The sequence below is a fragment of the Pseudomonas sp. JDS28PS106 genome, from assembly GCF_036706555.1.
GTDB lineage: Bacteria > Pseudomonadota > Gammaproteobacteria > Pseudomonadales > Pseudomonadaceae > Aquipseudomonas.
In genome coordinates, this window is the sequence record NZ_JBAJGT010000011.1 from 41,762 (window position 1) to 65,334 (window position 23,573).

21 protein-coding genes are annotated in these 23,573 nt (G+C 65.3%); 17 read left to right on the forward strand and 4 right to left on the reverse strand.

Features of this window, described 5'->3' with window-relative positions:
• Window positions 1-34 precede the first annotated feature (34 nt).
• On the reverse strand, window positions 35-1,111 hold the full coding sequence (locus TRP66_RS17665; RefSeq protein ID WP_333405134.1) for an NAD(P)H-dependent flavin oxidoreductase: 1,077 nt from the start codon (window positions 1,109-1,111) through the stop codon (window positions 35-37).
• A gap of 129 nt (window positions 1,112-1,240) precedes the next feature.
• Between TRP66_RS17665 and acuR the strand changes: the two genes are divergently transcribed.
• The 16 genes from acuR to TRP66_RS17745 all read left to right on the forward strand — a co-directional run bounded on the left by acuR (window position 1,241) and on the right by TRP66_RS17745 (window position 19,941).
• Complete coding sequence (gene acuR / locus TRP66_RS17670; RefSeq protein ID WP_333405136.1) at window positions 1,241-1,876, forward strand: acrylate utilization transcriptional regulator AcuR; 636 nt, start codon at window positions 1,241-1,243, stop codon at window positions 1,874-1,876.
• A 36-nt stretch (window positions 1,877-1,912) separates the two neighbouring features.
• On the forward strand, window positions 1,913-2,896 hold the full coding sequence (acuI, locus tag TRP66_RS17675; RefSeq protein ID WP_333405138.1) for an acrylyl-CoA reductase (NADPH): 984 nt from the start codon (window positions 1,913-1,915) through the stop codon (window positions 2,894-2,896).
• Window positions 2,897-3,276: 380 nt separating this feature from the next.
• On the forward strand, window positions 3,277-3,669 hold the full coding sequence (locus TRP66_RS17680) for a cupin domain-containing protein (RefSeq protein ID WP_333405140.1): 393 nt from the start codon (window positions 3,277-3,279) through the stop codon (window positions 3,667-3,669).
• Complete coding sequence (locus tag TRP66_RS17685; protein ID WP_333405142.1) at window positions 3,662-5,161, forward strand: methionine--tRNA ligase; 1,500 nt, start codon at window positions 3,662-3,664, stop codon at window positions 5,159-5,161. The genes TRP66_RS17680 and TRP66_RS17685 overlap by 8 nt, the downstream gene beginning before the upstream one ends.
• 14 nt (window positions 5,162-5,175) lie before the next feature.
• Window positions 5,176-6,306 carry an NAD(P)/FAD-dependent oxidoreductase gene (locus tag TRP66_RS17690; protein ID WP_333405144.1) on the forward strand — a complete coding sequence of 377 codons (1,131 nt, stop codon included), beginning with the start codon at window positions 5,176-5,178 and terminating at the stop codon, window positions 6,304-6,306.
• Window positions 6,303-7,331: an ABC transporter substrate-binding protein gene (locus TRP66_RS17695; protein ID WP_333405145.1), complete on the forward strand. Its 1,029-nt coding sequence runs from the start codon at window positions 6,303-6,305 to the stop codon at window positions 7,329-7,331. The genes TRP66_RS17690 and TRP66_RS17695 overlap by 4 nt, the downstream gene beginning before the upstream one ends.
• A complete protein-coding gene (locus tag TRP66_RS17700) occupies window positions 7,328-8,665 on the forward strand; it encodes a lysine N(6)-hydroxylase/L-ornithine N(5)-oxygenase family protein (RefSeq protein ID WP_333405147.1) in 1,338 nt (445 codons plus the stop codon). Before TRP66_RS17695 ends, TRP66_RS17700 begins: the two co-directional genes overlap by 4 nt.
• A gap of 8 nt (window positions 8,666-8,673) precedes the next feature.
• On the forward strand, window positions 8,674-10,680 hold the full coding sequence (sbnB, locus tag TRP66_RS17705; protein WP_333405149.1) for a 2,3-diaminopropionate biosynthesis protein SbnB: 2,007 nt from the start codon (window positions 8,674-8,676) through the stop codon (window positions 10,678-10,680).
• A gap of 4 nt (window positions 10,681-10,684) precedes the next feature.
• A complete protein-coding gene (locus TRP66_RS17710; protein WP_333405151.1) occupies window positions 10,685-12,445 on the forward strand; it encodes an FAD/NAD(P)-binding protein in 1,761 nt (586 codons plus the stop codon).
• A 47-nt stretch (window positions 12,446-12,492) separates the two neighbouring features.
• Window positions 12,493-13,137: a LysE family transporter gene (locus tag TRP66_RS17715; RefSeq protein ID WP_333405153.1), complete on the forward strand. Its 645-nt coding sequence runs from the start codon at window positions 12,493-12,495 to the stop codon at window positions 13,135-13,137.
• Between the two features lie 17 nt (window positions 13,138-13,154).
• A complete protein-coding gene (locus TRP66_RS17720; protein WP_333405155.1) occupies window positions 13,155-14,330 on the forward strand; it encodes an iron-containing alcohol dehydrogenase in 1,176 nt (391 codons plus the stop codon).
• Window positions 14,311-15,459: a serine hydrolase domain-containing protein gene (locus TRP66_RS17725; protein WP_333405157.1), complete on the forward strand. Its 1,149-nt coding sequence runs from the start codon at window positions 14,311-14,313 to the stop codon at window positions 15,457-15,459. The genes TRP66_RS17720 and TRP66_RS17725 overlap by 20 nt, the downstream gene beginning before the upstream one ends.
• A 152-nt stretch (window positions 15,460-15,611) precedes the next feature.
• Window positions 15,612-16,421, forward strand: a complete 810-nt coding sequence (locus tag TRP66_RS17730; RefSeq protein WP_333405159.1) for a sugar phosphate isomerase/epimerase family protein — start codon at window positions 15,612-15,614, stop codon at window positions 16,419-16,421.
• A gap of 28 nt (window positions 16,422-16,449) precedes the next feature.
• Window positions 16,450-17,847, forward strand: a complete 1,398-nt coding sequence (locus TRP66_RS17735) for an amidohydrolase family protein (protein WP_333405161.1) — start codon at window positions 16,450-16,452, stop codon at window positions 17,845-17,847.
• A 157-nt stretch (window positions 17,848-18,004) separates the two neighbouring features.
• Window positions 18,005-18,439 (forward strand): DUF2946 domain-containing protein, encoded by a 435-nt coding sequence (locus TRP66_RS17740; RefSeq protein ID WP_333405163.1) that lies wholly within the window; start codon window positions 18,005-18,007, stop codon window positions 18,437-18,439.
• A 101-nt stretch (window positions 18,440-18,540) separates the two neighbouring features.
• Window positions 18,541-19,941 carry a PepSY-associated TM helix domain-containing protein gene (locus tag TRP66_RS17745; RefSeq protein WP_333405164.1) on the forward strand — a complete coding sequence of 467 codons (1,401 nt, stop codon included), beginning with the start codon at window positions 18,541-18,543 and terminating at the stop codon, window positions 19,939-19,941.
• A 67-nt stretch (window positions 19,942-20,008) separates the two neighbouring features.
• Here the strand turns inward: TRP66_RS17745 and TRP66_RS17750 are convergent, their stop codons facing one another.
• Entirely contained in the window at window positions 20,009-21,019 is a 1,011-nt protein-coding gene (locus TRP66_RS17750; protein ID WP_333405166.1) for an NAD(P)H-quinone oxidoreductase, read from the reverse strand.
• Between the two features lie 66 nt (window positions 21,020-21,085).
• Window positions 21,086-22,303 (reverse strand): YbfB/YjiJ family MFS transporter, encoded by a 1,218-nt coding sequence (locus TRP66_RS17755; RefSeq protein ID WP_333405168.1) that lies wholly within the window; start codon window positions 22,301-22,303, stop codon window positions 21,086-21,088.
• Window positions 22,304-22,415: 112 nt separating this feature from the next.
• On the opposite strand from TRP66_RS17755, the gene TRP66_RS17760 reads away from it, so the two are divergent.
• Entirely contained in the window at window positions 22,416-23,288 is an 873-nt protein-coding gene (locus TRP66_RS17760) for a LysR family transcriptional regulator (protein ID WP_333405170.1), read from the forward strand.
• A gap of 49 nt (window positions 23,289-23,337) precedes the next feature.
• Here TRP66_RS17760 and TRP66_RS17765 read toward each other — a convergent pair whose 3' ends face one another.
• Entirely contained in the window at window positions 23,338-23,562 is a 225-nt protein-coding gene (locus tag TRP66_RS17765; RefSeq protein ID WP_333405172.1) for a DUF2188 domain-containing protein, read from the reverse strand.
• Between the last annotated feature and the right edge of the window lie 11 nt (window positions 23,563-23,573).

The following is a 23,573-nucleotide window of genomic DNA, read 5'->3' on the forward strand; positions in this document are numbered from 1 at the left end:
TATAGCGATATCCTGCTCCGATGGAAGCGCCGCGTCAGCCGCGTCCAAGTCGTTGCAGCGCTTGTTCCGCCAGCAGGCGTGTCAGTTGCGCGGCTGAAAGCTCGTGTTTGATGCCGACGGCCTGGCCTGCCCACAAGTTCATGAAGTCGCCACTGCCGGACGGTTCGGAGGCCGCGCGTAACGGCATCAGAGCGCCGCCCGCCAGCGGAAAAGCCGGCGCGAGGGGACTGATCGGTCCGATCTCGCGCATGATCCGGTTGACGATGCCCCGGGCCGGGCGGCCGGTGAACAGGTTGGTGACGGCGGTCTGACTGTCCGTGGCTTCCCTCAGCGCTCGACCGTGTGGCTGGCTGACCTTGGCTTCAGGGCAGAACAGATAAGCCGTTCCCATCTGGACGCCGGATGCGCCGAGCATGAATGCCGCCGCGATACCCCGACCGTCAGCGATGCCGCCCGCGGCAATGACCGGGACTTTGACCGCGTCGACGATCTGCGGCACCAGGGCCATGGTCCCCACCTGCGTATGCAGTTCTTCGCTGAGAAACATGCCTCGATGGCCGCCTGCTTCGTAGCCCATGGCAATGATGGCGTCGCAACCGTGGCGTTCAAGCCATCGCGCTTCGTCCACCGTGGTCGCCGAGGAGATGATTCGGGCGCCGGTGGCGCGTACCCGTTGCAGCAGCCCTGCTTCGGGAAGGCCGAAGTGAAAACTGACCACCTCGGGCCGCAGGCTTTCGACCAGCGCGCAGGCGGCTTCATCGAACGGCGCCCGGTTGGAAACCGGCGTCGGGGCGTCGAAGTCGGCCTGCAACTCTTCATAGTAAGGCTTGAGCGCCTGCTTCCAGCGTTCCGCGCGGTCGCTGTCGTACGAGGGCGGCGTGTGGCAGAAGAAGTTCAGGTTGAGTGGCGCGCTGCTGTGCTGGCGGAAGGTCGCGACTTCTTCGAGGATCTGCTCGTGGGTGAGCATCGCGCAGGGCAGGGAGGCGAGCCCGCCGGCTTCAGCCACGGCGATGGCCATGGCCGACCCGGTCGCGCCAGCCATCGGCGCCTGTAGAATGGGCAGTTCAATCTTGAAAAGGTCCAGCAGGCGGCGATCCGGCCAAAGGGTCATGGAACAGGCTCCGGGCAAGGCGTGGCTGATCACATTGAACCAGCCGGCCCCGTCAGTCCAGCGCCGAAATCGAGACCGATGTCACGATTGGCGATTGACAATAAAAACGATCGGTCTAATCATGGCGCCATGACTGAATCTACTCCCAAGCCAAGACGCGTCGGGCGTCCTCCGAAGATAGATCGCGCTCCTCAGGAAACCCGCGAGGTGCTGTTGCGTCGCGGCCTGGAAATCATGACCGAGCAGGGCTTCACCAGCACTGGCCTGGATTTCCTGCTCAAGCAGGTGGGCGTGCCGAAAGGCTCCTTCTATCACTACTACGAGAACAAACAGGCGTTTGGCTTGGCCGTGCTCGATGAATACGCGCGCTACTTCGCCGAGCGCCTGGACCAGTGGCTGCTCGACGAGAACCTGTCGCCACTGGAGCGGCTGGTTGGTTTCGTGCAGAGCGCCAAGGCTGGCATGGCCCGGCACGACTACCGCCGTGGGTGTCTGGTCGGCAACATGGGCCAGGAAATCAGCCTGCTGCCTGAAGCCTTTCGCGATCCGCTGGAAACCATCTTTCTTGACTGGCAGGCGAAGCTGACCCGTTGTCTGCAAGCCGCGCAGCAGGTTGGCGAGCTCGGTCGGCAAGCCAATTGCGCCGAATTGGCCGCCTTCTTCTGGATCGGTTGGGAAGGCGCTGTGCTTCGCGCGCGGCTGGTCAGAAACGACGCGCCGCTCAATACCTTCATCGCCGGGTTCCTGCGCGGTCTGCCGCAGTGACCCGATTGAAACGATCGGTCTAAAACCGGAGGCGACATGTTCAAAGGCATTCTGATCGACAAGGACGAGCAGGGCTATCAGGCCCGGCTGACCTCCATCGACGAGGCATCGCTGCCAGCCGGCGATGTGACGGTCCGGGTATCCCACAGCACCCTGAACTACAAGGACGCTTTGGCCTTGACCGGCCAGAGTCCGATCGTTCGCACCTTCCCGATGGTACCGGGAATCGATCTGGCGGGCATCGTCGAATTCAGCGAGTCGCCGCGTTTCAAGGCCGGCGAGGCGGTACTGCTCAATGGCTGGGGCGTAGGTGAGTCGCACTGGGGCGGTCTTGCCGAAAAGGCCCGTCTCAAGAGCGACTGGCTGATTCCCTTGCCCGACGCGTTCAGCGCCGCGCAAGCCATGGCGATCGGCACGGCCGGCTATACCGCGATGCTCAGTGTGCTGGCGCTCGAACGTCACGGCGTCAAACCCGAGGACGGCGAAATTCTGGTCACCGGCGCCAACGGCGGGGTGGGCAGTTTCGCCATCGCGCTGCTGGCACGGCTCGGATATCACGTAATCGCGTCCACCGGCCGACCGCAGGAGAGCGATTACCTGCGGCAACTCGGCGCTACCGGCATCATTGACCGCGCGAGCCTGTCCGCGCCGGGCCGGCCGTTAGCCCGCGAGCAATGGACGGCCGCCATCGACTCGGTCGGCAGCCATACCCTGGCGAACGTCTGCGCGGGGATCCGTTACCGGGGGATCGTTGCAGCGTGCGGTCTGGCCCAGGGCATGGAACTCCCGGGCTCGGTGGCGCCTTTCATTTTGCGCGGCGTAACCCTGGCCGGTATCGACAGCGTGACCCGACCCACCGCCGACCGCCTCGAGGCCTGGTCTCGGCTGGCCCGTGATCTCGATCCCGGCTTGCTGGCGTTGATCAGCCGCGAAGTGGGCTTGTCAGAGGTCATCGATCTGGCCCCGCAGTTGATTGCCGGTCAGGTTCGGGGCCGGCTGGTGGTCGATATCGCCCGCTAGGCCTACCTCGACCGGGATAAAAAAAGGCCGCTGCACAAGGTGCGACGGCCTGAAAGATCTAACCAAAGGAATGATGAAGAAGAGCATGTATTCATGTGCCCGCGATGCGGATTCGCGGGGGACAAAGACGTGTTCAACCATCGCCGGCAACGTTAACACCGTGTGATCGCGAATGACTATCACCAGCATTGATAGTGACTATCGCCATTGGTAGCTTGCTATCCATTTCCCCCGCCACTCAATCCCCGCAAACATGATCCAGGGCCTGTCGGCCGCCATCCGGAAATTCGATTCGTCGCAACTGAAGTATCGATGGATCGAATAGCCGACGCCGCCGCGAAATTCCATCCTGACCCGGTCAATCACGCACGGGTCTGAGCATGGAACAGTTCGACATTCACCGCAGGATCAACTTCGACACTCTGGTTCACGAATATGGCCTGGACGGCAGCCGACTGCTGCCTTGGCAGGGCTACCCGATGCCGTTCGCGGGCGGCTGGTGTGTGGTGCGTCCCGGCACGCGCAGCGAGCCGCACACCCAGATCGATCAGGAAATCTTCATTGCCATCAAGGGGGCTGCCCGACTGGTGGTCGGCGACCGTGAAATGACGTTCGCCGCCGGCGATATCGCCGCAATCCCCAAGCACACCGACCATTACGTCATCAACGACACCGCCGAGGATTTTCACTTCTACGTGATCTGGTGGGACATGAACCATGTGAATGCTTTCGTGGCGCAGCACAGCGAAACCACGGGGTGCCTCCATGACTAGGTTCATTGTCACCATCACTCCGCCCACGCCCAACGGCGATCTGCACATTGGTCATATCGCCGGGCCGTTCCTGGCCGCGGACGTGTTCACCCGTGTTCAACGCCAGCTGGGGCATGAGTGCGTGCTGCTGTCGTATTCCGACGATTACCAGTCCTACATGCTGCGCAAAGGGCTGGAAACCGGCGAAGACCCGGTTAGTCTGGCGCGGCGCAATACCGACCGTATCGAAGCTTCATTGGCGGCGGTCGGGATTCGGCCTGATCACTGGATGCGCCCCTACGACAATCCCTGGTTCGCGCAAGCAGTAACCGAGGTATTCGGCGCACTCCAGGACGCCGGCTTTATCGATTATCGCGAATCCCAAGAAGCCTGGTGTCCGGATTGCAAAGTCTGGGGCTACGAAGCCTTCGCCCGTGGTCTGTGCAATTACTGCGGCGCCGATTCGGATGCCAGCCAGTGCGAAAGCTGCGCTCAGGCACCCGACGCTCACTTGATGACCGACCTGCGCTGCAAGCTGTGCAGCAGGCCGTCCGAGTGGAAGAACACCCGACGGGCCTTTCTCAAGCTGGCCGCCTTCGAACCGGCGCTGCGTGAGCGGCTGCTGAATCGCACCTGGCGAGCCCCGCTCAACACGTGGCTGCGCGAGACCCTGACGCATCTGCACGACTGGGGCGTAACCCGCCCGGAGGACGGCGGACTGGACCTCGCGGCGGATGGCAGTTGCCGGGTCCACACCTGGTTCATGGGCCTGGCCGGCTATCTGGCGGCGTTCCGCGAATACGCCGCCAATAGCGGGCAGCCCGAGCTGTTCCGTCAGTTCTGGCAGTCAGGGCAGGGCAACCTGGTGCACTTTCTCGGCTTCGACTGCGTATTCAGCCATGCCATCGTCTATCCGGCGCAGCTCTCTGTCCTCACCGAACTGAATGTCCAGCAGCGCTTCATGCCCAATCAGTTCCTCAAACTGGACGGCTTGAATCTGTCGACCAGCCGCAACCACGCGATCTGGGTCGCCGATCTGGCCCGACAGGCCTGCGCCGACAGCGCCCGTCTGTATCTGGCAAGCGTGGCGCCGGAACAGAGCGAGGGCGATTTCCGCCTAGGCCAGTTCCTGCAATGGCGCGCCGAAATATTCGACGATTTTTTCCCGACCCTGCTCGAAGCGGGCCGCAACGGCCCTCGCGACTGGTGGGCCGGCTCGTGCGGACCGGATGCCGGGCTTCTGGAAGCCCTGCGCGTGCGCTGGAGCAGGGCAGTCGACCCTGAGCACTTTTCGATGAAGGGCATGGCGCAAGTGCTGCTGGACGCCATCGCCATGGCGCGAGTCCGGCTGGCGGACGGACGCCCCGCGCAGCATCTGGCCGCATTCATCGCCATGGCCGGCAAGTCGCTGATCCCCGAGACATCGGCCCGCATCGTCAGCGCGTTCGCGCTGCCGGAGGACCGGGTGAACGCCACCCTGATGTCCGGTTCCGCCGCCGAATATTCCATCTGAACGGATGCACGACCATGTCCATGGACTATCAAGTCGTTGTGATCGGCGCTGGAATCATCGGCGCCAGTATCGCCGCGAAACTCACGCATCTGGGTCTGTCGGTCGCGCTGATCGAGCGGGGAACGGCAGGAGCAAGCGGCGCGAGCAGCCATTCTGGCGGTTTGCTGCGGTTGTATGACGATGATCCGCTGCTGATGGCGCTGGCGGCCCGCTCGATCGATCTGCTGAATGACGAGCCTTTCGCCAGCGCTTACACACCCGCGTTGCAGCGCACCGGCATGCTATACCGCGCGGCACCGCAAGCGCTGGATTCGATGCAAGACGCCATCGCACGCTACGGCTCTGAGCGGTATCCGCTGCGTCTGCTGGATCGGCAGCAACTGGCCGCCTTGTATCCGTCTTTACCGGCCGATCAGGAGCGCATCGATCTGTTCGAGCCGCATGCCTGGGTCGGCAATGTACGCCAGGCTGCGGCAGCGCTCGCGGGGCAGGTGCGGCGCAGCGGCTTGCTGCTGGAGCATGCCGAGGTAACGGCCATCGACTGGCTGTCTCGCCATGAAGCGCGCGTGAATGTGGGCACTAACAGCCTGACCTGCCGCGCGGTGGTCATTGCGACCGGGGCCTGGAGCGGGCGATGGCTGCCCGGCGGCCTGGAAGTACGCTCCATTCCGCTGGCGCGAGTGCGGAGTGCCGAGCCCTGGCCGTTGCCGGTCATCGATGCCGTTAGCCAGAGCTACGGCATTCCGCTGGCGGCGCGGCTGGTGCAGACCGGTTGCCAACCGCGAGCCGTGGCAAGCTGCCCGACCGGGCTCCCGACACCCAATGAGCAGCATGCGGCGGATGGCCTCGCGCGCATCGGGTGTCTGTCTGGCGCGGGCGAACATCAGGTGATCGACGTGCTGGCGGGATTCGACGGCTACAGCCCGGACGGGCGGCCCCTGGTCGGCTTTCTCGACCAGGCAAGTCCGCTGTACATCGCCACGGGACTGTCCGGCGTGGGGTTCAAACTGGCGCCTGCCATTGCCGAACTGGCCGCCGGGCAGCTGCGCTGTCACCTGTCGGGCGAGGCGCCGGGAGTCGAATGGCCAGGCGTGTCGCCGGCACGCTTGATGGAAACGCCCGACAGGCAAGGAGGGCGGCCATGAGTACGGCTTCCTCTGCTCAAGTACCGCTGCGTGTGGGCGTCAGCGCGCTGTTCGACCCGGCCGACACGCCCCATGCCCGGACGTTCATGCGAGCGCTGTGGGTGGCGCGCAACTTCGTCAAAGGCCTGCACAACGTCCAGTGGCACTTTCTTGACGATGGCGCCGATCCGCTTCGGGGCGCCGACGTGGCTCGGCGTTTCATCGACTGGGGCGCGGACGTCGTCATCGGGCATTTCTCCTCGGACGCGGCAGTCGCGGCCGCCGGGCTTTATCGACAGGCCGGCATCGCGCTGCTGACGCCGGCGGCCACCCTCGATCGCTTGACGCTGGAGCACGACAACGTCTTCCGCTTCTGTCCTTGCGACCGCCGACTGGCGGCGGATCTGGCCGGCTGGCTGAAGACGCGGCGCTGGCAGGTGGTGCATATCGACAGCGACGACAGCGCCCACGGTCGCGCGCTGGCCGAGGCCCTGAAACAGGCTGCAAAAAACACCGGCCTGCGCCACGTCTCGCTCAGAGAGCAGGCACAGGTGGAGATCTTCGCCGGTCGCCTGCGCACCAGTCGCCAGCACTGGCACGCCCGGCGTCTGGCCGGAAGCACCCGACCGCTGGTGCTGACCGATGATGCGGCCACCCCGCGCCTGGGCCATGCGCCGCCCTGCGACCGCGACATCTATGCCATCGGCTTCGGGCATCGCGAGGCGCCGCACTGCCCAACGGCAGCGCTGCACCGCGGGTTCTTCGCCGAAGACCCCGACACCTATTACCGGGAAAGCCTGCTCGCGCTTCACGTCGTCGGTCAGCTGGCGACGGGCGCCAGGCGCGCAAGTTGCCTGATCGAAGCACTGCGCGAGACCCGTTTCGAGACCCCGTCCGGCGCAGTCGCATTCGAACGTGGCGAGCGGCCTGACGCTTTCACCCGAATCTGGCGGATCGGCGAAACCGGGCTGATCCCCGCCGACCGCCCGACCCCGTGCGTACCCCGACAACTGTTCTGCCTCACTTCCAGGGATGAAGACTCATGACCTATCCGACACTCAACACTCACGCCTGCGACGCCGTCTGTATCGGCTTCGGTCCGGCAGGCATCGCTTTGTCCTGCGTGGTGCAGGACGCGCGCGAGGCCGATCAGCCGCTGGGGGAACTCGACCTGCGCTACTTCGAAGCCGCCCCGGATACTCGGTGGCATCCGGAGCTGCTGCTGGAGGGGACCGACATCAACCACCATGTCCTGCGCGATCTGGTGACGCCCCGCAATCCTCGCAGTCGTTTTTCCTTTGCCATGTACCTCAAGGCTAAAGGACGGCTGTTCGATTTCGGCCTGCTGGGACGTCCCGCCAGCCGCCATGAATGGTCCGATTACATTGCCTGGGTCTCCTGCCAGGTGGACGCCGATACGCGCTTCGATACGCCGGTGAGCGAATTGCTGCCGGTCCTGAGCGAGGGCCGCCTGAGCGCGATCAAGGTGGTCACGCCTCAGGAGACGCTGATCACGCGCAATCTAGTGCTGTCCAGCGGCAGCACGCCGCGGATTCCCGACTGCTTCGCGCCATTGCTCGGACCGACGCTGTTTCATACCTCGCAGTTCCTGACCCGGCTGGGCGCGTTCGGCGAAGCCTTGCCCAAGCGCTGGCTGGTGCTGGGCTCCGGCCAGAGCGCCAGCGAATCGGTACTGGAGCTGCTGGGGCGCGACCGAGAGATTGAAGTGCACTCGGTGCACCGTTCGGCAGGCTTCAAACTTACCCAGCTAGGGCAGTTCCCGAACCGGGTGTTCGGGCCGGACCACGTGGATTATTTCCACAGCCTTGAAGCCACGGACCGCCATCGCTTTCTGGAATGGAGCCGTTCGACCAACTACGCGGGCATCGACCCCGACGAAAGCCAGAAGCTGTTCTCGGTCGTTTACGAGGATCGCATCGCCGGTAGGCAGCGCCTGCACACCCACGCCTACCGGACCCTGACCGACATTCAGCCGATCGCGCAGGGCTACCGCGTTGTGCTGACCGATACCTTCAGCCGCCGCAGCGAGACCCTGGACGTCGATGCCGTGGTGCTGGGCACTGGCTACCAGCAGCTGCTGGTGCCGCCATTGCTGGCCGGTCTGCAACCCTGGCTGGAGGCCGACCGCGATGGCGGCCTGCTCATCGACCGTGACTACAGCGTTGCGACCCGTCCCGATTGCGACGCGCGGATCTGGGTGAACGGCTTGTCCGAGCGCAGCCACGGGATCAGCGACAGCCAGTCATTTTCGCTGCTGGCCCTGCGCGCCGAGCGCATCGCCCACGCCCTGGAAAGCGCAGTGCGGCATCAGCGCGCGAGCGCTCAAACCCATTCCACCGATCCTGTACCGGCACAGTGAAGGCTTCCATGTACGAGACCATCAGTGACATCGTTCACGACCGGACCTTCCTCAAGGTTCGCGGGCTGGGTCCCGACTTCCTGCTCAAGCTGGAATCGCTCAACCCGGCCGGATCCATCAAGCTCAAGACCGCCACCGGTCTGATCGACGATCTGCAAAGTCGCGGCCTGATCGGGCCGGACACCATTCTGATCGAGTCGTCCTCCGGCAACCTCGGGGTGGCGCTGGCGATGATTTGCGCCGAGCGGGGCATCGCCTTCACCTGCGTGGTCGATCCCAATACCTCGCGCCACAACGTGCGCATGATGCACAGCTACGGCGCCGAGGTGGTCCGCGTCGACATGCCGGACGCCAACGGCGGATACCTGGGCACGCGGATCGCCCTGATCCGCGACAAACTCGCCGGCGATTCGCGCTATGTATGGCTGAACCAGTACGAAAACGCCGCCAATCCCCGCGCCCACGAGCGGACCACGGCGCGCTCGATCTCCCGCGAAGTGGGCCATGTCGATTACCTGTTCGTCGGCGCCGGCACCACCGGCACGCTGATGGGCTGCGTACAGCACTTCCGGCGCCATCACCCCACGACCCGGATCATCGCCGTCGACAGCGTCGGCTCGGTCACTTTCGATACGCCGCCGGGTCGCCGCTTCATACCGGGGCTGGGCACCAGCCAGCGACCGCCGATCTTCGATATCGAGGGCATTCACGCCCTGGAGTTGGTGCCCGAATCGCGCACGGTCGCCATGTGCCGGGTGCTGGCGCGGACCAAAGGAATGCTGGTCGGCGGCTCGACCGCCACGGTGATCGCCGCCGTGCATGCCTGGCGCGAGCGCATCGAGCCAGATTCGGTAGTGGTCGCCCTGTCGCCGGACTGGGGCGAGCGTTATCTGGACACCCTGTATGACGACCAATGGGTCGAGCAGCACTTCGGAACCGAGGTGCTGAACATGACTCTGGCCGACATGCCTGTCGTGCCGGGCTGGACGCGCTATCTTGCCGCCGAACGCTCATCCGCCGCGTTTCATGTGGTCGACGGTCAGACCGTGGCGCGCTTGCTGGATGCCGATCCTCTTGCCTGCATCGAAGACGTCCGGCAGGCCTATATCGCCCATCACGCGGGCCAGACGATCAATCCGGACAGCTATTTCCTGCGCTTTCCCGATGCTCCGGCCAACCGGATCATCGCATTGCCGGCCAGCCTGTCCGGCGACCGGTCGGTGAGCGGGATCAAGTGGATTTCCAGCTTTCCGGGCAACATCGAGGAAGGTCTGCAACGCGCCTCGGCGGTGCTGATTCTCAACGACCCGCGCACCGGCTATCCATTCGCCTGTCTGGAAGCATCGCGAATCAGCGCCATGCGCACGGCGGCCTCGGCGGTGCTGGCCGCGCGCTGGCTCCATCGCCAGCAGCGTCAGGTCGTGCGCACCGCGTTCATTGGCGCCGGCTTCATCGCCCGCACGGTGATGGACATGCTGTGCGCCGACGGCTGGAGCCTGGGGCAGGTCAGCGTCCATGACACCGACGCGCGGTCGGCCGCCGCGCTGCTGGCGCACGCCACGGAGGTGCGCGGGTTGTCGGGTGCCCTTTGCGGCCTTGAGGCCTGCCTGCAGGCCGATCTGGTGGTGTTCGCCACGACCGCCGCCACGCCCTGGGTGCTGGAACCGGTGTTTCGCCCGGGCCAGATCGTGCTGAACATTTCCCTGCGCGACCTGGGACCACGGGTGATCGCGGCCGCCAACAACATCCTCGACGACGTCGACCACTGCCTTAAAGCGGATACCTCGGCTGACCTGGCGGTGCGTGAGTACCAGAGCCGCTCGTTCATCACCGGCACCCTGGCGCAACTGATGTCGGGCGACATCGAACTGAGCCCGGACAAAGCGTCGATCTTTTCGCCGTTCGGCCTCGGCGTGCTGGACCTTGCCGTGGGCCAGCGTCTGTACCGGCAGGCGCTCGCCGACGGCAGCGCGCTGGCGGTGCCGCATTTCTTTCATCAATCCAAGCGCTGGTGACCCTATGAAAAGCACTTTCACAGACCACTGGGCCGCCCGCATGGCACACGACGTCAGCATCGCAATCGTCGGCATGGGCTCGCGCGGCTTCAGCGTGCTTGAACAGCTCGTGGCGCTGGCGCGCCAGACTCCGAGCCTGCGGCTGCGCATCGATCTGTTCGATCCGCGCACGCCGGGCGTCGGGCTGCACGACCCCGAACAGCCCGATTACTTGATGCTCAACACCATGGCAGGGCAGCTCAGCGCGTTTTCGTCCGCTTACCCGGCCGACCAGCAGGTCGGCGAGACCTTCCTGCAATGGTGCCAGGCGACCGACGTGCGTCTGGACGAGCGCGGTCATGTCGCGGCCAGCGGCAGAGCGGTGGCGTATGGCGATTTCGTGCCAAGGCGCCTGCTCGGACGCTATCTGCAGCACTGCTATCGCGTGCTGCTGCGCCAGTGTCCGGCGAATGTCAGGGTCCGGCATCAGGCCGAGACCGTCAGCCGCTGCGAAGCTTTGTCCGAGCGCCCCGGTTTTCGGCTGACCACGGCCAGCGGCTGGCGGCAGGCTTTCGACGCGCTGTTCGTCACCCTCGGCCATGCGCCTTGTGCGAATTTCACCGAGGACTGCGGGGCGCGGGTCGCCATCGAAGGTCTCGGCCTGACGGCCATGGATACGCTGGCCAGGCTCACCGAAGGGCGGGGCGGGCGCTTTGTGCGGGATGCCGGTTTCGCTGGCTGGCGCTATCAGCCATCGGGCCGGGAACCCCAGCTGTTTCTGTATTCGCGCAGCGGCTTGCCGTTTCACGCGCGCCCGGCCGGGGCAACGTCCTCGACACGCGGGTGGCCGCGGCTGTTTCTGACCTTCGAGGCCCTCGATGCCTTGCGTCGCGAGCGGGCTGGCGGTCGGCTGGACTTTCGCGCCGATGTACTTCCGTTGCTCGAAGACGAGATGCGCGCGGTCTATTACCAGGCCGTGGTCGTACGCGAAAAGGCCGGCTGTCTCACGCCATTGCAGGAGCGGCTGCGGGATGCGACCTCACTGGGCGCCCGACAAGCGCTGTTCGAGACGCTGGTCGGGGAGTGGGGCCGGTTCGAGCCTTGCGACTGGATGCCCACTGCAACCTGGCAAGGCAATGGCGAGGACTATGCGCAGTGGTTCCGGCGCTGGATCACCGAAGACCTGGCGCTTAGCCGCCTTGGCACGGCTGGAAGTCCGCTCAGGCAGGCGCTGGAGCTGTGGCGCGATTGCCGGGACCTGTTGCGCCACGCGGTGGACCGCGGCGGGCTGACCGAGAACTCGACCCATGATTTCTATGCGGTCTGGGCCGGGGTCTCCAATCGACTGGTGGGCGGCCCGCAGCTGGAGCGTTATGAGGATCTGCTGGCGCTGCTGGAGGCCGGAGTGGTCACGCCGCTGGCACCCGGCGCCGCACGTCAGATGCGCTTCGACACGGTCATCCGCGCCCGCGTCGTGCCGGGCGGAATGTCGGGCCACGGCGAGGGCCTGCTGGCCGATCTCCATCGGCAGGGCCTCGTCCGCGCCGCACATCAGGCTCCGGCGGACGGCATCGAGACCGATGCTTTCAATCGCGCCCTTTACCGGGACGGCACCGTTCATTCACGCCTGTGGGTGCTCGGCCCGAGCGTGGAGGGCTGCACCTTTTATAACCACTACGTCCCGACCCCAGACCCTCAGTGCCTGGCGCCTCGGCAAGCGCGGATCGCTGCGCAGAGTTGCCTGGACAGCCTGATCGAGGCCAGCGCTCGGGCGACCTGCGCCTGACCCTGATTCCCATTCGATTACGACTCAACCACAAGGAAATACCACTCATGTACGAGATCACCTTACTCACGGCGCTTGCCGGCGCTTTCATCGTCCTGATCATCAGCCCCGGCCCGAATTTCCTGGTCATCACCCAGCTGTCCTACAGCCAGTCGCGCCAGCAAGGCATCTGCGCCGGGCTTGGCGTGGCGTCCGGGAGCATCATCTGGGCGTTGCTGGCGGCGACCGGCCTGGGCCTGATGTTCCAGCAGCTGCCGTGGCTGCAACCGGCCCTGCAACTGCTGGGCGGGCTGTACCTGACCTGGCTGGGCACCAAGAGCCTTCGCAGCGCCGGCAGCCAGCCCAAGCCACGGGATCTGGACGCGCTGGGCATCGGCAGCCTGAGCCGCGCCTACCGCTTTGGTCTGCTGACCAACATGACCAACCCCAAGGCGCTGGCGTTCTACACCAGTGTCTTCACCACGGTGACCACCCCTGGCATGCCGATGTGGGTGCGCGGCGCCGGCGTGTCGATCATCGCCGTGCTCGCCATCTCCTGGTTCGTGCTGCTCGCCACGCTGTTCTCGATTCCGGCGATCCAGCAACGATATCAGCGCATGAAGAAGGTCATCGACGTCATCACCGGCCTGTTCATGGTCGTCTTCGGCCTGCGCCTGCTGCTTGGCCTGTTGCCGCCCGGTCTGATCGTCTGAGAATGGGGAGAACAACCATGCTGTGCAACGACTGGAACTACCCGACCTCGATCCGCGTCGGTATCGGCCGAGCCGCCGAACTCGCCGATGCCTGCCGCGAAGCTGGGATCGAGCGCCCGCTGCTGATCACTGATCGTCAGCTTGGCCAGACCTCGATGGTGGCGCAGGCGCTGGCCCGCTGCCGGGAAGCGTTGGGCAATTGCGCGCTGTTCGATGACGTGAAAGGCAATCCCACCGGTGACAACGTCGCCAACGGACTTCGGGCGTACCAAAGTGGCGGCCATGATGGCGTCATCGCGCTGGGTGGCGGCTCGGCGCTCGACGCGGCCAAGGCGGTCGCGCTGATGTCCGGACAGACGCGTCCGCTCTGGGACTTCGAAGACATCGGTGACAACCACCGACGCGTGGACCCGGCAGGCGTAGCGCCGGTCATTGCCTTGCCGACCACGGCGGGGACCGGCTCGGAGGTCGGTCGCGCGTCGGTCATCACTGACGAGCAGGCGCGGGTCAAGCGCACCATCCTGCACATCCGCATGATGCCCCGGGTGGCGATCCTCGACGCCGAGCTGACCCGCGAGCTACCGGCTCACCTGACCGCTGCGACCGGGATCGACGCGCTGACTCACTGCATGGAAGCCTGGTGTTCGCCGGTCTACCACCCGATGGCCGAAGCCGCGGCGGTCCGGGGCATGCAACTGATCAAGGAGTATCTGCCGCGCGCTGTCGCCAACGGCGCGGACATGGAAGCGCGTCAGCAGATGCTGGTGGCCTCGAGCCTCGGCGCCGCCGCTTTCCAGCGCGGTCTGGGGGGCGTGCATGCCATTGCGCAGACGCTGGGCGCGCTGTACGACCTGCATCACGGGCTGCTGAACGCGATCCTGTTGCCCTATGTCCTGCAGGCCAATCGGCTGGCGCTGACGCGGCAGATGGATGATCTGGCGGTTTTCCTGAGGTTGCCGCGCGCGGGCTTGGGCGGGGTCATGGACTGGCTGTTCGGCTTGCGCGAGCAGATCGGCATTCCGTCCACGCTGGCCGCGCTGGGGCTGGACGACCGGGATGCCGCGCAGGTGGGGCGGATGTCGTTCGCTGACGGCTGCTCGCACACCAATCCGGTCAGGCATTCGCCAGAGGCGTATACACGCATCTTCCTTAATGCGCTGCAGGGCCGTTTCGATGACGTCGATGCTCGCTGAAGCGCGCGTCCAGCGAATGGCTGAGCACTGGCGACTGTGGGTGGATCAAGGCTGGATCGTCGGCGGTGTGCTGCTGATGGCCGAGCATGGTGTGCTGCGCTACGCCGAAGCGCGAGGTCTGCGGGATCGGCAGCAGGGGCTGGTGATGGCCCGCCGGACCCGCTTTCGGCTTGCGTCGCTGAGCAAACTGCTGACGTCAGTGACGGCGCTGCGCCTTTGCGACGCTGGCATGCTAGGGCTGGAGGAGCCGGTCGCCACTTGGCTGCCGGAGTTTCGCCCGCGTCTGGTCAACGGCCGTGAACCGCCGATCACCCTGGCGCATTTGCTCTCGCATACCGCCGGATTGGGCTATGGCTTCGAAATGCCGCCCGGCAATCCCTATGCGAACGCCGGGGTGTCGGACGGGCTGGACCGCACCGATCATGATCTGGCCGAGAACCTGCGACGGCTGGCGAGCGTGCCGTTACTGTCCGAGCCCGGTCACGCCTGGCGCTATTCGCTGGGGACGGAGGTGGTGGGGGCGATCCTGGAACGGGCAACCGGGGAGTCCCTCGCTGACTGCGTGGCTCGGTGGGTCACCGGCCCGCTGGACATGGCGCTGACCGGCTTCCCGGACGATCGTGACAGCGCGCCGCTGAGCCTTGCCTACAAAGACGGTCGGTACGGGCCGCAACAGCTGGACGCCGATGATCAGCTGGAACTCGACACCGGGGTGGCACGCCTGTCGCCGGATCGGGCATTCGACCCCAGGCAGTATCCATCCGGCGGCGCCGGCATGCTGGGCTGCGCCGATGATTATCTTCGCTTGCTCGAATGCCTGCGTCTGGGCGGTGCGCCGCTGTTGCGCCCTGACACCACCGCCCGGTTGCTGAGCAATGCCATTGGCGACGTGCCGATCCAGAGCAGAGGCCCGGGCTGGGCTTTCGGACTCGGCCCCATGCTGCTTACCGATCCGCTGGCGGCGCGGCAGCCGCAGAACGCCGGGACCTGGTCCTGGTGCGGTCTGTATGGCAGCCATTACTGGGTCGATCCGGTCGCTGGCATCAGCCTCGTGGCGCTGACCAATACTGCCGTGGCCGGGGCCTGGGGACCTTTCGCCGATGGGTTGATACAGGCGCTGTACAGGTGACGGATTGTCCGGTGCTGGCACGCGATATCCGGGAAGATTTTGCCGCCGACCTGCAAAAGATGGAACGTGGCGCCCGAGGCTTTCTCTAAAACCCGCGTGCCAGACACATCGCTGGCCGAATCCATCACGATCCGGGGACAAGGAACCGTCATATGAAAATCAGCGTAGTGTCCTGGACACTGGGACTGACCGCCGCCGAAGCGGTTGTGAACAAGGTCAGGGAACTGGGCCTGGAAGGCGTGCAGTATGCGGGCGACCACCGCGATGTGCGGCCGTCGGAGTTGCGTGACCGCGCCGCCGAGGCCGGCATCGAGATCATCGCCGTCGACCCGTTCAACGCAGCGCCGGACGAGCCGGGCAAAGCCAGCGCCGAGGCGGCCATCGATTATTACCGGCGCGTCGTAGACTTCGCTGCGGAACTTGGTTCGGTGCCCGTGACCCTGCAAGGGCTGTCGCAGTGGACCACCAACTGTGCGAACAAGGCCGATGCCTGGCGTCGATTGGTGACCTGCTGCCGCGCGGTGGACGCCTACGCAGGGGACCGGGGCGTTGCCACCTTGTATGAAGTCTGCAATCACTACGAAGTGCCGCTGATCCATACTGCGGATCAATGCCGGTCGCTGATGACTGAAGTAGGCGGCGACAACCTGCGCATGATCCTCGACAGTTTCCATATGAACATCGACGAGCGTGACCCTCTGGAAACCTTGCGGCAGCATGCCAGGCACACCGCTATCTACCACATCTCCGATTCCGGTCGAGGCGGCATCGGCAGCGGCCATATCGACTTCAAGGCGCAATACGATGCGCTAAACGCCTCGGGATTTACCGGCCGGATCGCCATCGAACCGGTGCTTGCCCACCTGACGCCAAGCACGGCGCCGTCCAGTACAGCGGACCGACAGGCGCTGGACGAAGAAATCCGCCGTAGCGCGCGGCTTTGGCGTGCCTTCGCCGCCTGATGCACCTGACCGGATCAAGGAGAAGATCATGCCGCCATTCGAAACCGTTGACCGTCGTACCTTCCTCCGACTCGGTGCGCTCGCGGGAGCTGCACTGTCGTTGCCGGCCTGCGCGGCGGTCGATCAGAGTCCCGACACGGCGCTATCCGGGCACTTGCTGATCCGCCACGCGACCGTGCTAAGCATGGATCCGGCAATCGGTGACGTGGAGGGCGGCGATGTGCTGATAAAGGACGGTCGCATCGTCCAGGTTGGGCGGCAGCTTCAGGTGCAAGGCGCCGAACTTCTGGACGCCCGCGGCATGATTCTGATCCCCGGTATCGTCGACGCGCACTGGCATCTGTGGAACAGCCTGCTGCGCAACAGCGCGCCCCGGCCGGGCGGCGAACCCTTCTTCAAGTCGCAATTGGCAACCAGTACGCGCTTCACGCCAGAGCTGACCGCACTGGGCGTGCGACTGGGGCTGGCCGAGGCGGTCAACGCCGGGATTACCACGGTGAACAACTGGGCGCACAATCTGCGCACGCCTGAATTTGCGCACGCCGAACTGCGGGCCATGGTCGACAGCGGACTGCGCGGACGGATGTGGTACGGCTATGCGCAGGACCTGCCGGCTGGCGCGATGATGGATTTCCAGAACATCGTGCGCATGCACGATCTGCTTGCCGAACGCGGCGACCGCATCGATCTGGGCCTGGCGATTCGCGGCCCGGAGCGCACCGATGCGACCGTCTGGGAGCAGGAGTTCGCCTTTGCCCGACAGCACAGCCTGCCGGTTTCCACCCACATTGCCGTGACCCGCCAAACGCAGCAGAAAAAGGCCGTGCAGCAACTCGTCCGGCACGGGGTGCTCGACGCTTCAGTGCAGCTGGTGCATGCCACCCATGTGGAAGCCGATGACATTGCCAGCATTGCCCGGAGCGGGGCATCGGTGTGCCTGACACCGCTGACCGAAATGCGTGTCGGCTACGGCCTGGCGCCGGTTGCGGCGCTGCGCCAGGCAGGTGTTCCCGTTACCTTGGGCGTCGATACGCTGGTGCTGGGCGGCAACGCCAATCCGTTCATGCTGATGCAGACAACCCTGAATCTTGCCACGGGCATGACCGGAAACGAGCAGGCGCTCACGGCGAGGGACGTCCTGCACTGGGCGACACAAGGTGGCGCTGATGCGATGGGGCTGGGCCACGTGACCGGTTCGATCACGCCCGGCAAGCGGGCTGATCTTGCCCTCATAGACGCCCGGCGGCTCGGCCTGTTTCCGGTTTCCGACTCGGTTGCCGCCGTGGTGCAGTCGGCAACGCCGGCGGATGTGGACACGGTTATTGCCGACGGCCGTCTGGTCAAACGGGGCGGCCGGTTGCTGCACGTCGACGTCACATCGCTGGCGGCCGAAGCCGCGGATGGGCTCCGGGCGCTGCAAGGATGAAAGCTTCAGCGCTGAGCAAAGGCTCCTGCGGCAATCGGTCACACAGAGAAGTTCACCTCGTCGTCAAAGGCGTGGCCGCCGGAAAATCGGCCATGATCAGGGAGCGCCTGCCAAATGCGCATAGGTTTTGTGGGGTGATAGTGGTAGATTTCGCGTCATGAACCTCGTTCTCCATCACCTTCGCACTCGTCGGACCGGCATCGCGTGGCTGTTGCTCGCGTTGATCCTGTTCAACGGCCTGCTGTGCAGTCTCGGCCACGGTCTGATGTCCCGTGCCTCGACCGGGCATGGGCACGGCGCTGCGAGCCAGGTCATGGCCGAGGAGGGCTGCGCCGATCATCACGAGATGACCGGGATGGGCGAGCATCAGGCTCCGATGTCGATGTCCGGTGCGTCTGCGCATGAATCGGGCACCTCCGGCATGATGCCGGAAGGTTGCGCCTTCGCCGCCACGCTGACCATGGCGCTGATCTTTTTCGTGGCCCTGGGCTGGCTCCAGCGCAGTCGTCCTGCCCGCTGCATCCTTCGCGCGCTCTGGCATTCCGTGCCGGCGCGACATTGCTCTTCCGGACTCAATCCGCACGCTCCCTGACAGGCGCCGGCTTGCGCGGCACGCGCCGCACCCTTACCCACACCGCTCACAGCGTGCCCGTACGTATCCGTCCGGGTCTGCGATTCCGTTGGTATGTCCACATGTCAGAGTCTCGTTCCACATCCGCGCCTCAACCCGCTGGCGCCATGATTGCCTTGCTCAAGAGGCTGCATTTCTACATCGGTCTGTTCATCGGACCTTTCCTGTTCGTCGCGGCCCTGAGCGGGGTGCTTTATGCGCTCACGCCGCAGATCGAACAGCATCTGTACGACCATGCCCTGCACACCGATAGTCAGGGACCGCGCCTGAGCCTTGCCGAGCAGGTCAGGCGAGCGCAGCAGCAGACCGGTCCCGATCTGACGGTCGCCGCCGTGCGTCCCGCGCCGGTCGAAGGCGACACCACGCGAGTCATGTTCAGTTCCCCCGAGCTGGGTGCCTCGGAACATCGCGCGCTGTTCGTGGACCCGGTCAGCGGCGAAATACGCGGTGATATGACGGTCTACGGCACCAGCGGCGTGCTGCCGCTGCGCACCTGGATCGATCAGTTCCACCGGGGCCTTTTGCTGGGGGATTTCGGGCGGCTGTACAGCGAGCTGGCCGCGTCATGGCTGTGGGTCGCCGCGCTGGGCGGCGTCGTTCTGTGGCTGGCGCGTCGGCGCCGCAGCCGGGGTGCGGTTCGCGGATTGCGTGGGCTGCACGCCACTGTCGGGCTATGGCTGCTGCTGGGCTTGCTGTTCTTCTCCGCCACCGGCCTGACCTGGTCGCAATATGCTGGCAGCAATATCGGCGTCCTGCGTGGCTGGTACGGCTGGTCGACGCCGAGCGTCGCGACCGCGCTCCCGTCTCCCGGCGCGGGCGCGACGATGGACATGCCGATGTCGATGCCGATGGACGAGCACGCCGAACACCATATGCACATGCCGATGGCCGCTCCCTCCGGCGAGGCAATTGATCCGGCGCTGTTCGACGCTGTGCTTGCCACTGCGCGGCTCGCCAACCTGCAGGCCGAGCGGATCGAGATTAGGCCATCGATGTCGGCGCAGAAAGCCTGGGTGGTCAACGAGATCGATCGGCGCTGGCCGACCCGTGTCGATGCCGTCGCCATCGATCCCGGCACTCTGGAGGTGGTGGACAAGGTTGAGTTCGCTCAGTATTCGTTGCCGGCCAAGCTGACCCGCTGGGGCATCGACGCGCACATGGGCGTGCTGTTCGGACTCGCCAATCAGCTGGCGCTGGTGCTGTTCGCCAGCGGTCTGGCAGTGATGGCGGTGATGGGCTACCTGATGTGGTGGCGCCGTCGCCCGAGCCTGACCGCACAGCCGACCATGACAGATGCCTGGCGCCAGCTGGGGCGGGCCAGCCAGATCGGCGTGCTGGTCACGGCCATCGTGCTGGGTGTCTGCCTGCCGGTGTTCGGCTGGAGTCTGCTGGCGCTGGTGATCTGCGACCTGCTGGTCAGCCGCGGCGCGGCGGCTCGGACTGCGCCCGTAGCCAGTGCCTGAAGAGGCGTCGAACGGATGAGTCGTCGGTAGCGGGCCCTTGGCATTGCGCCAAGGCCCGCGCCAGAGATCAGACCACTTTCAGCACGATTTTGCCGATGTGGTCGCCGGCTTCCATGCGGGCGTGGGCCAGTGCGGCTTCTTCAAGCGGGAAAACCTTGTCGATCAAGGGCAGGCAGCGTCCTGCGTTCAGTGCCGGCCACACATGTTCGTGAAGCTCGCGGGCGATGGCGGCTTTTTCCTCGCCGGTCCGCGAACGCATCAGTGAACCGGTGACCCTGGCGCGCTTGGCAAGAATCGCCATCAGGTTCGCGTCCTTGGCACGATCGCCGCCCAGAAAGCCGAGCATGACCAGCCGGCCGTCCATGGTCAGGGCGCTGAGGTTGTCGTTGAAGTAGGAGCCGCCCATGATGTCCAGAATCACTTCGACGCCCCGATCGTCGGTGCGGGCTTTGACCGCGTCGACGAAATTTTCCTGCTTGTAATTGATGGGCTCGCCGCCCAGGTCGCGAATGGCCTGGCACTTGCCCTCACTGCCGGCCGTCGCGAATGCCTCGACACCAAACTCCTTGCAGAGCATCAGCGCAGTGGTACCAATGCCGCTGGTGCCGCCGTGGATCAGCGCGCGCTCGCCCTTGACGGCGCCGCCGATGCTGAACAGGTTGGCCCAGACGGTGAAGAACGTCTCCGGGATCGCCGCCGCGCGGTTCCAGTCCAGGCCATCGGGGACCGGCAGGGTCTGGCCAGCGGGCGCGATGCAGTACTGAGCATAACCGCCGCCGTTGGTCAGCGCGCAGACCTTGTCACCCAAGGCGAAGGCTGTCACGCCGTCACCTAGCGCGACCACTTCGCCGGCGACTTCCAGCCCGGGGATCGGGCTCATGCCGGGCTTCATGGGGTATTTGCCGTGACGCTGGATCACGTCGGGGCGGTTGACGCCGGCGGCATGCACTTTGATCAGCACTTCGCCGGCGGCCGGCCGCGGCATGGGCGCCTGGCGCGGCTGCAGGACTTCCGGGCCGCCGGGCTGAGTGATTTCGATCAGGGTCATTTCCTGGGGCAGGGTCGTTTGCTGGGTCATTGAGTTCTCCCGTCTTGGCTGTTCAGTAAGGCTGTGACGCCGATGGTGGTCGAGGATTCAGTCCGATCACGGCTGCGCGGCATGGGGGCGCCGCAGCAGGTGCATGGCCGGTTCCAGCAGTATGGCGAGAACCAGCGCCGCGCAGGCAATGGCAAACAGCGCGATATGCTTGCCGCCGGTAGCGTTGAAGACGGCCGAGTAAGCGTAACCGGTGATGGCCTGGCAGGTGGCGAAGGATACCGTAGCCCGGCTCCAGCCCACCTGCTGGCCCTTGTGATCCGGGATCAACTCATGGATGCGCGCCAGCGCCAGAGGCACGATGCCGGGCGGAAAGGAGCCGAACACGATCGCCAGCAGCATCAGCGCCACAGTGCCATGGCAGACGCACAGCAGGGCGAGGGCGACGGCCTGGATGCCCAACATCACCCGTACGCCCATCCGTCCGCCCAGCTTGTCCGCCACCAGCCCGTAAGTGACCGGGCCGGCAATGGCGCCGACGCCATACATGACCCAGACCATTGCCCCGGTGTGGGCGCCCGCGCCGAGGCCCCGCGCAACGAAGTCCACCAGGAATACCATGACCGGCACCAGGCCCGCGGCCATCAGCCCGTACTGAACGTACAGCAGTCCTACGGCCGAATCCGTCCTGACGGCGGGTTTGCCCGGTGCCGTGGCGGCAGCGGGTGCGGCGTGATGCGAGTCCGCCGGCCAGCCAAACCAGCTGGCGGCGGTGAGCAGCAGGGCCAGCATTCCCAGCCCCAGCCAGGTCTCCTGCAGACCCAGGCTGAGCAGCGGCGGCACCAGCGTGCCGGATGCCGCCACACCAAGGCCGACGCCGACAAAGATGGCGCCGCTGGCCAGACCTTTGCGGGCGGCGGGGACGTGCGGCAGAACGGTGGCCGCCACCAGTACGATAATCACCCCGCCGGCAATGCCCGACAGCAGTCGCCAGGCGAAGAACCACAGCATCGACAGTGGCCACGCGCACGCCAGAAACGACAGCGTGACCATGACCATCATCAGCCGCAGCGCCATACGATTGCCCAGCTGCTGGCCAAGCGGCCGGCCGCCGAGCGCGCCGATCAGATAACCGATCAGGTTAGCGGCGCTCAGGTAGACCACATCACCGGCGCTGAACCACTGCGCGTGGATCAAGGCGGGAATCAGCGGGGTATAGGCGAAGCGCGCCAGGCCGACGCTGACCAGGCTGGCGCAGAGGCCGGCGAATATCGGCAACCAATAGCCTTCGCGCGATGGCGCCAGGGCAGTTTCATTGCGGTGCATGAGAGGCGTTTCCAGATTAATAGCGAATGGCTACATCATACCGGCTCGAGAAATGCAATAATGCTGCGTTTTCACACCTTTGCGATGCATATCTGCATCAGGAGTGCACTGCATGAATTGGGACGACGCGAGGGTGTTTCTGGCCGTCTGCCGTGAATCGACGCTGCGAGGGGCCGCGCGGAGGCTGGGCGTGGATCAAGCGACGGTGGGGCGACGTATCGCGTCGCTGGAAAAGTCCCTCGATGCGACCCTGTTTCTGCGGACTTCCGAAGGCTACGCCCTGACAGCCCTGGGCGAAGCGGCGCTCGCCGCCGCACAGAACATGGAGGCGTCGGCGCTGGAATTGCAGCGACGCATCCAAGGGTTGGATGACCGGCTGACGGGGGAGGTACGGGTCAGTACCACCGATTCGCTGGCAGTCGACTTCATCATCCCGGCCATCGCCAGACTGCACGAACAACACCCCGGCGTGCGCGTGCACCTGGACGCATCGACCCAGATGGCCAGCCTCGCCAAGCGCGAAGCCGATATCGCTGTGCGCAATACCCGCCCTGACAACCCGGATCTCATTGCCCGGCGAATAGCTCGCTGGCCGGTGGGCCTGTTCGCTTCCCAGAGGTATGTGGATGCCCGAGGCCTCCCTGAGCCGGGCACCGCGTTCGAAGGTCATGACCTGGTGATGTACCAGCCATATCTGCAACGCAAGGACGCCAGTGTCGTGTCAGAGCCCTTGAATCGCGGACGAGTCGTGTCGACGGTGGGCGCAGGCCTGCTGTTGCGACGCGCCATTGCTGCGGGAATCGGGCTGGGCGAACTACCCGTGTACCTGGGAGAGAAGGATGGGCTGGTACGGGTGTGGCCGGAGCGTACGCGTTCGGCCCCCTACGACGTGTGGCTGGTCACCCATGACGATCTGCGACATACCGCCCGGGTCCGGGCGGTGATCGATGCCATCGTCGCAAGCTTTGCCGAGGCGGCCGGCTGACCCGCGGCCTCCCGCCTGGCGGCTTGGAGCGCGGGTCGGGCGGGCAGTTTCAGCCCTTGCTCTTGGTCGGGTCGGCGCTGCGTGGATAGGTCCGTTCTTCGCCGATGGTGCCGTCCTCCTTGTGGATCTTCAGGGACGCGGTCTTGCCATCCAGGAATTCCGCCGCGACCTTGGTGATTTCAGCTTTGGTGCCAGCGGTCTTGGAGGCCCGCGCTGCGCCTTCCTTCTTCAGTTCCCAGCCGTTATCGGTCTTGGTGATGTGGTAGTTGTCCATGATGATCTCCT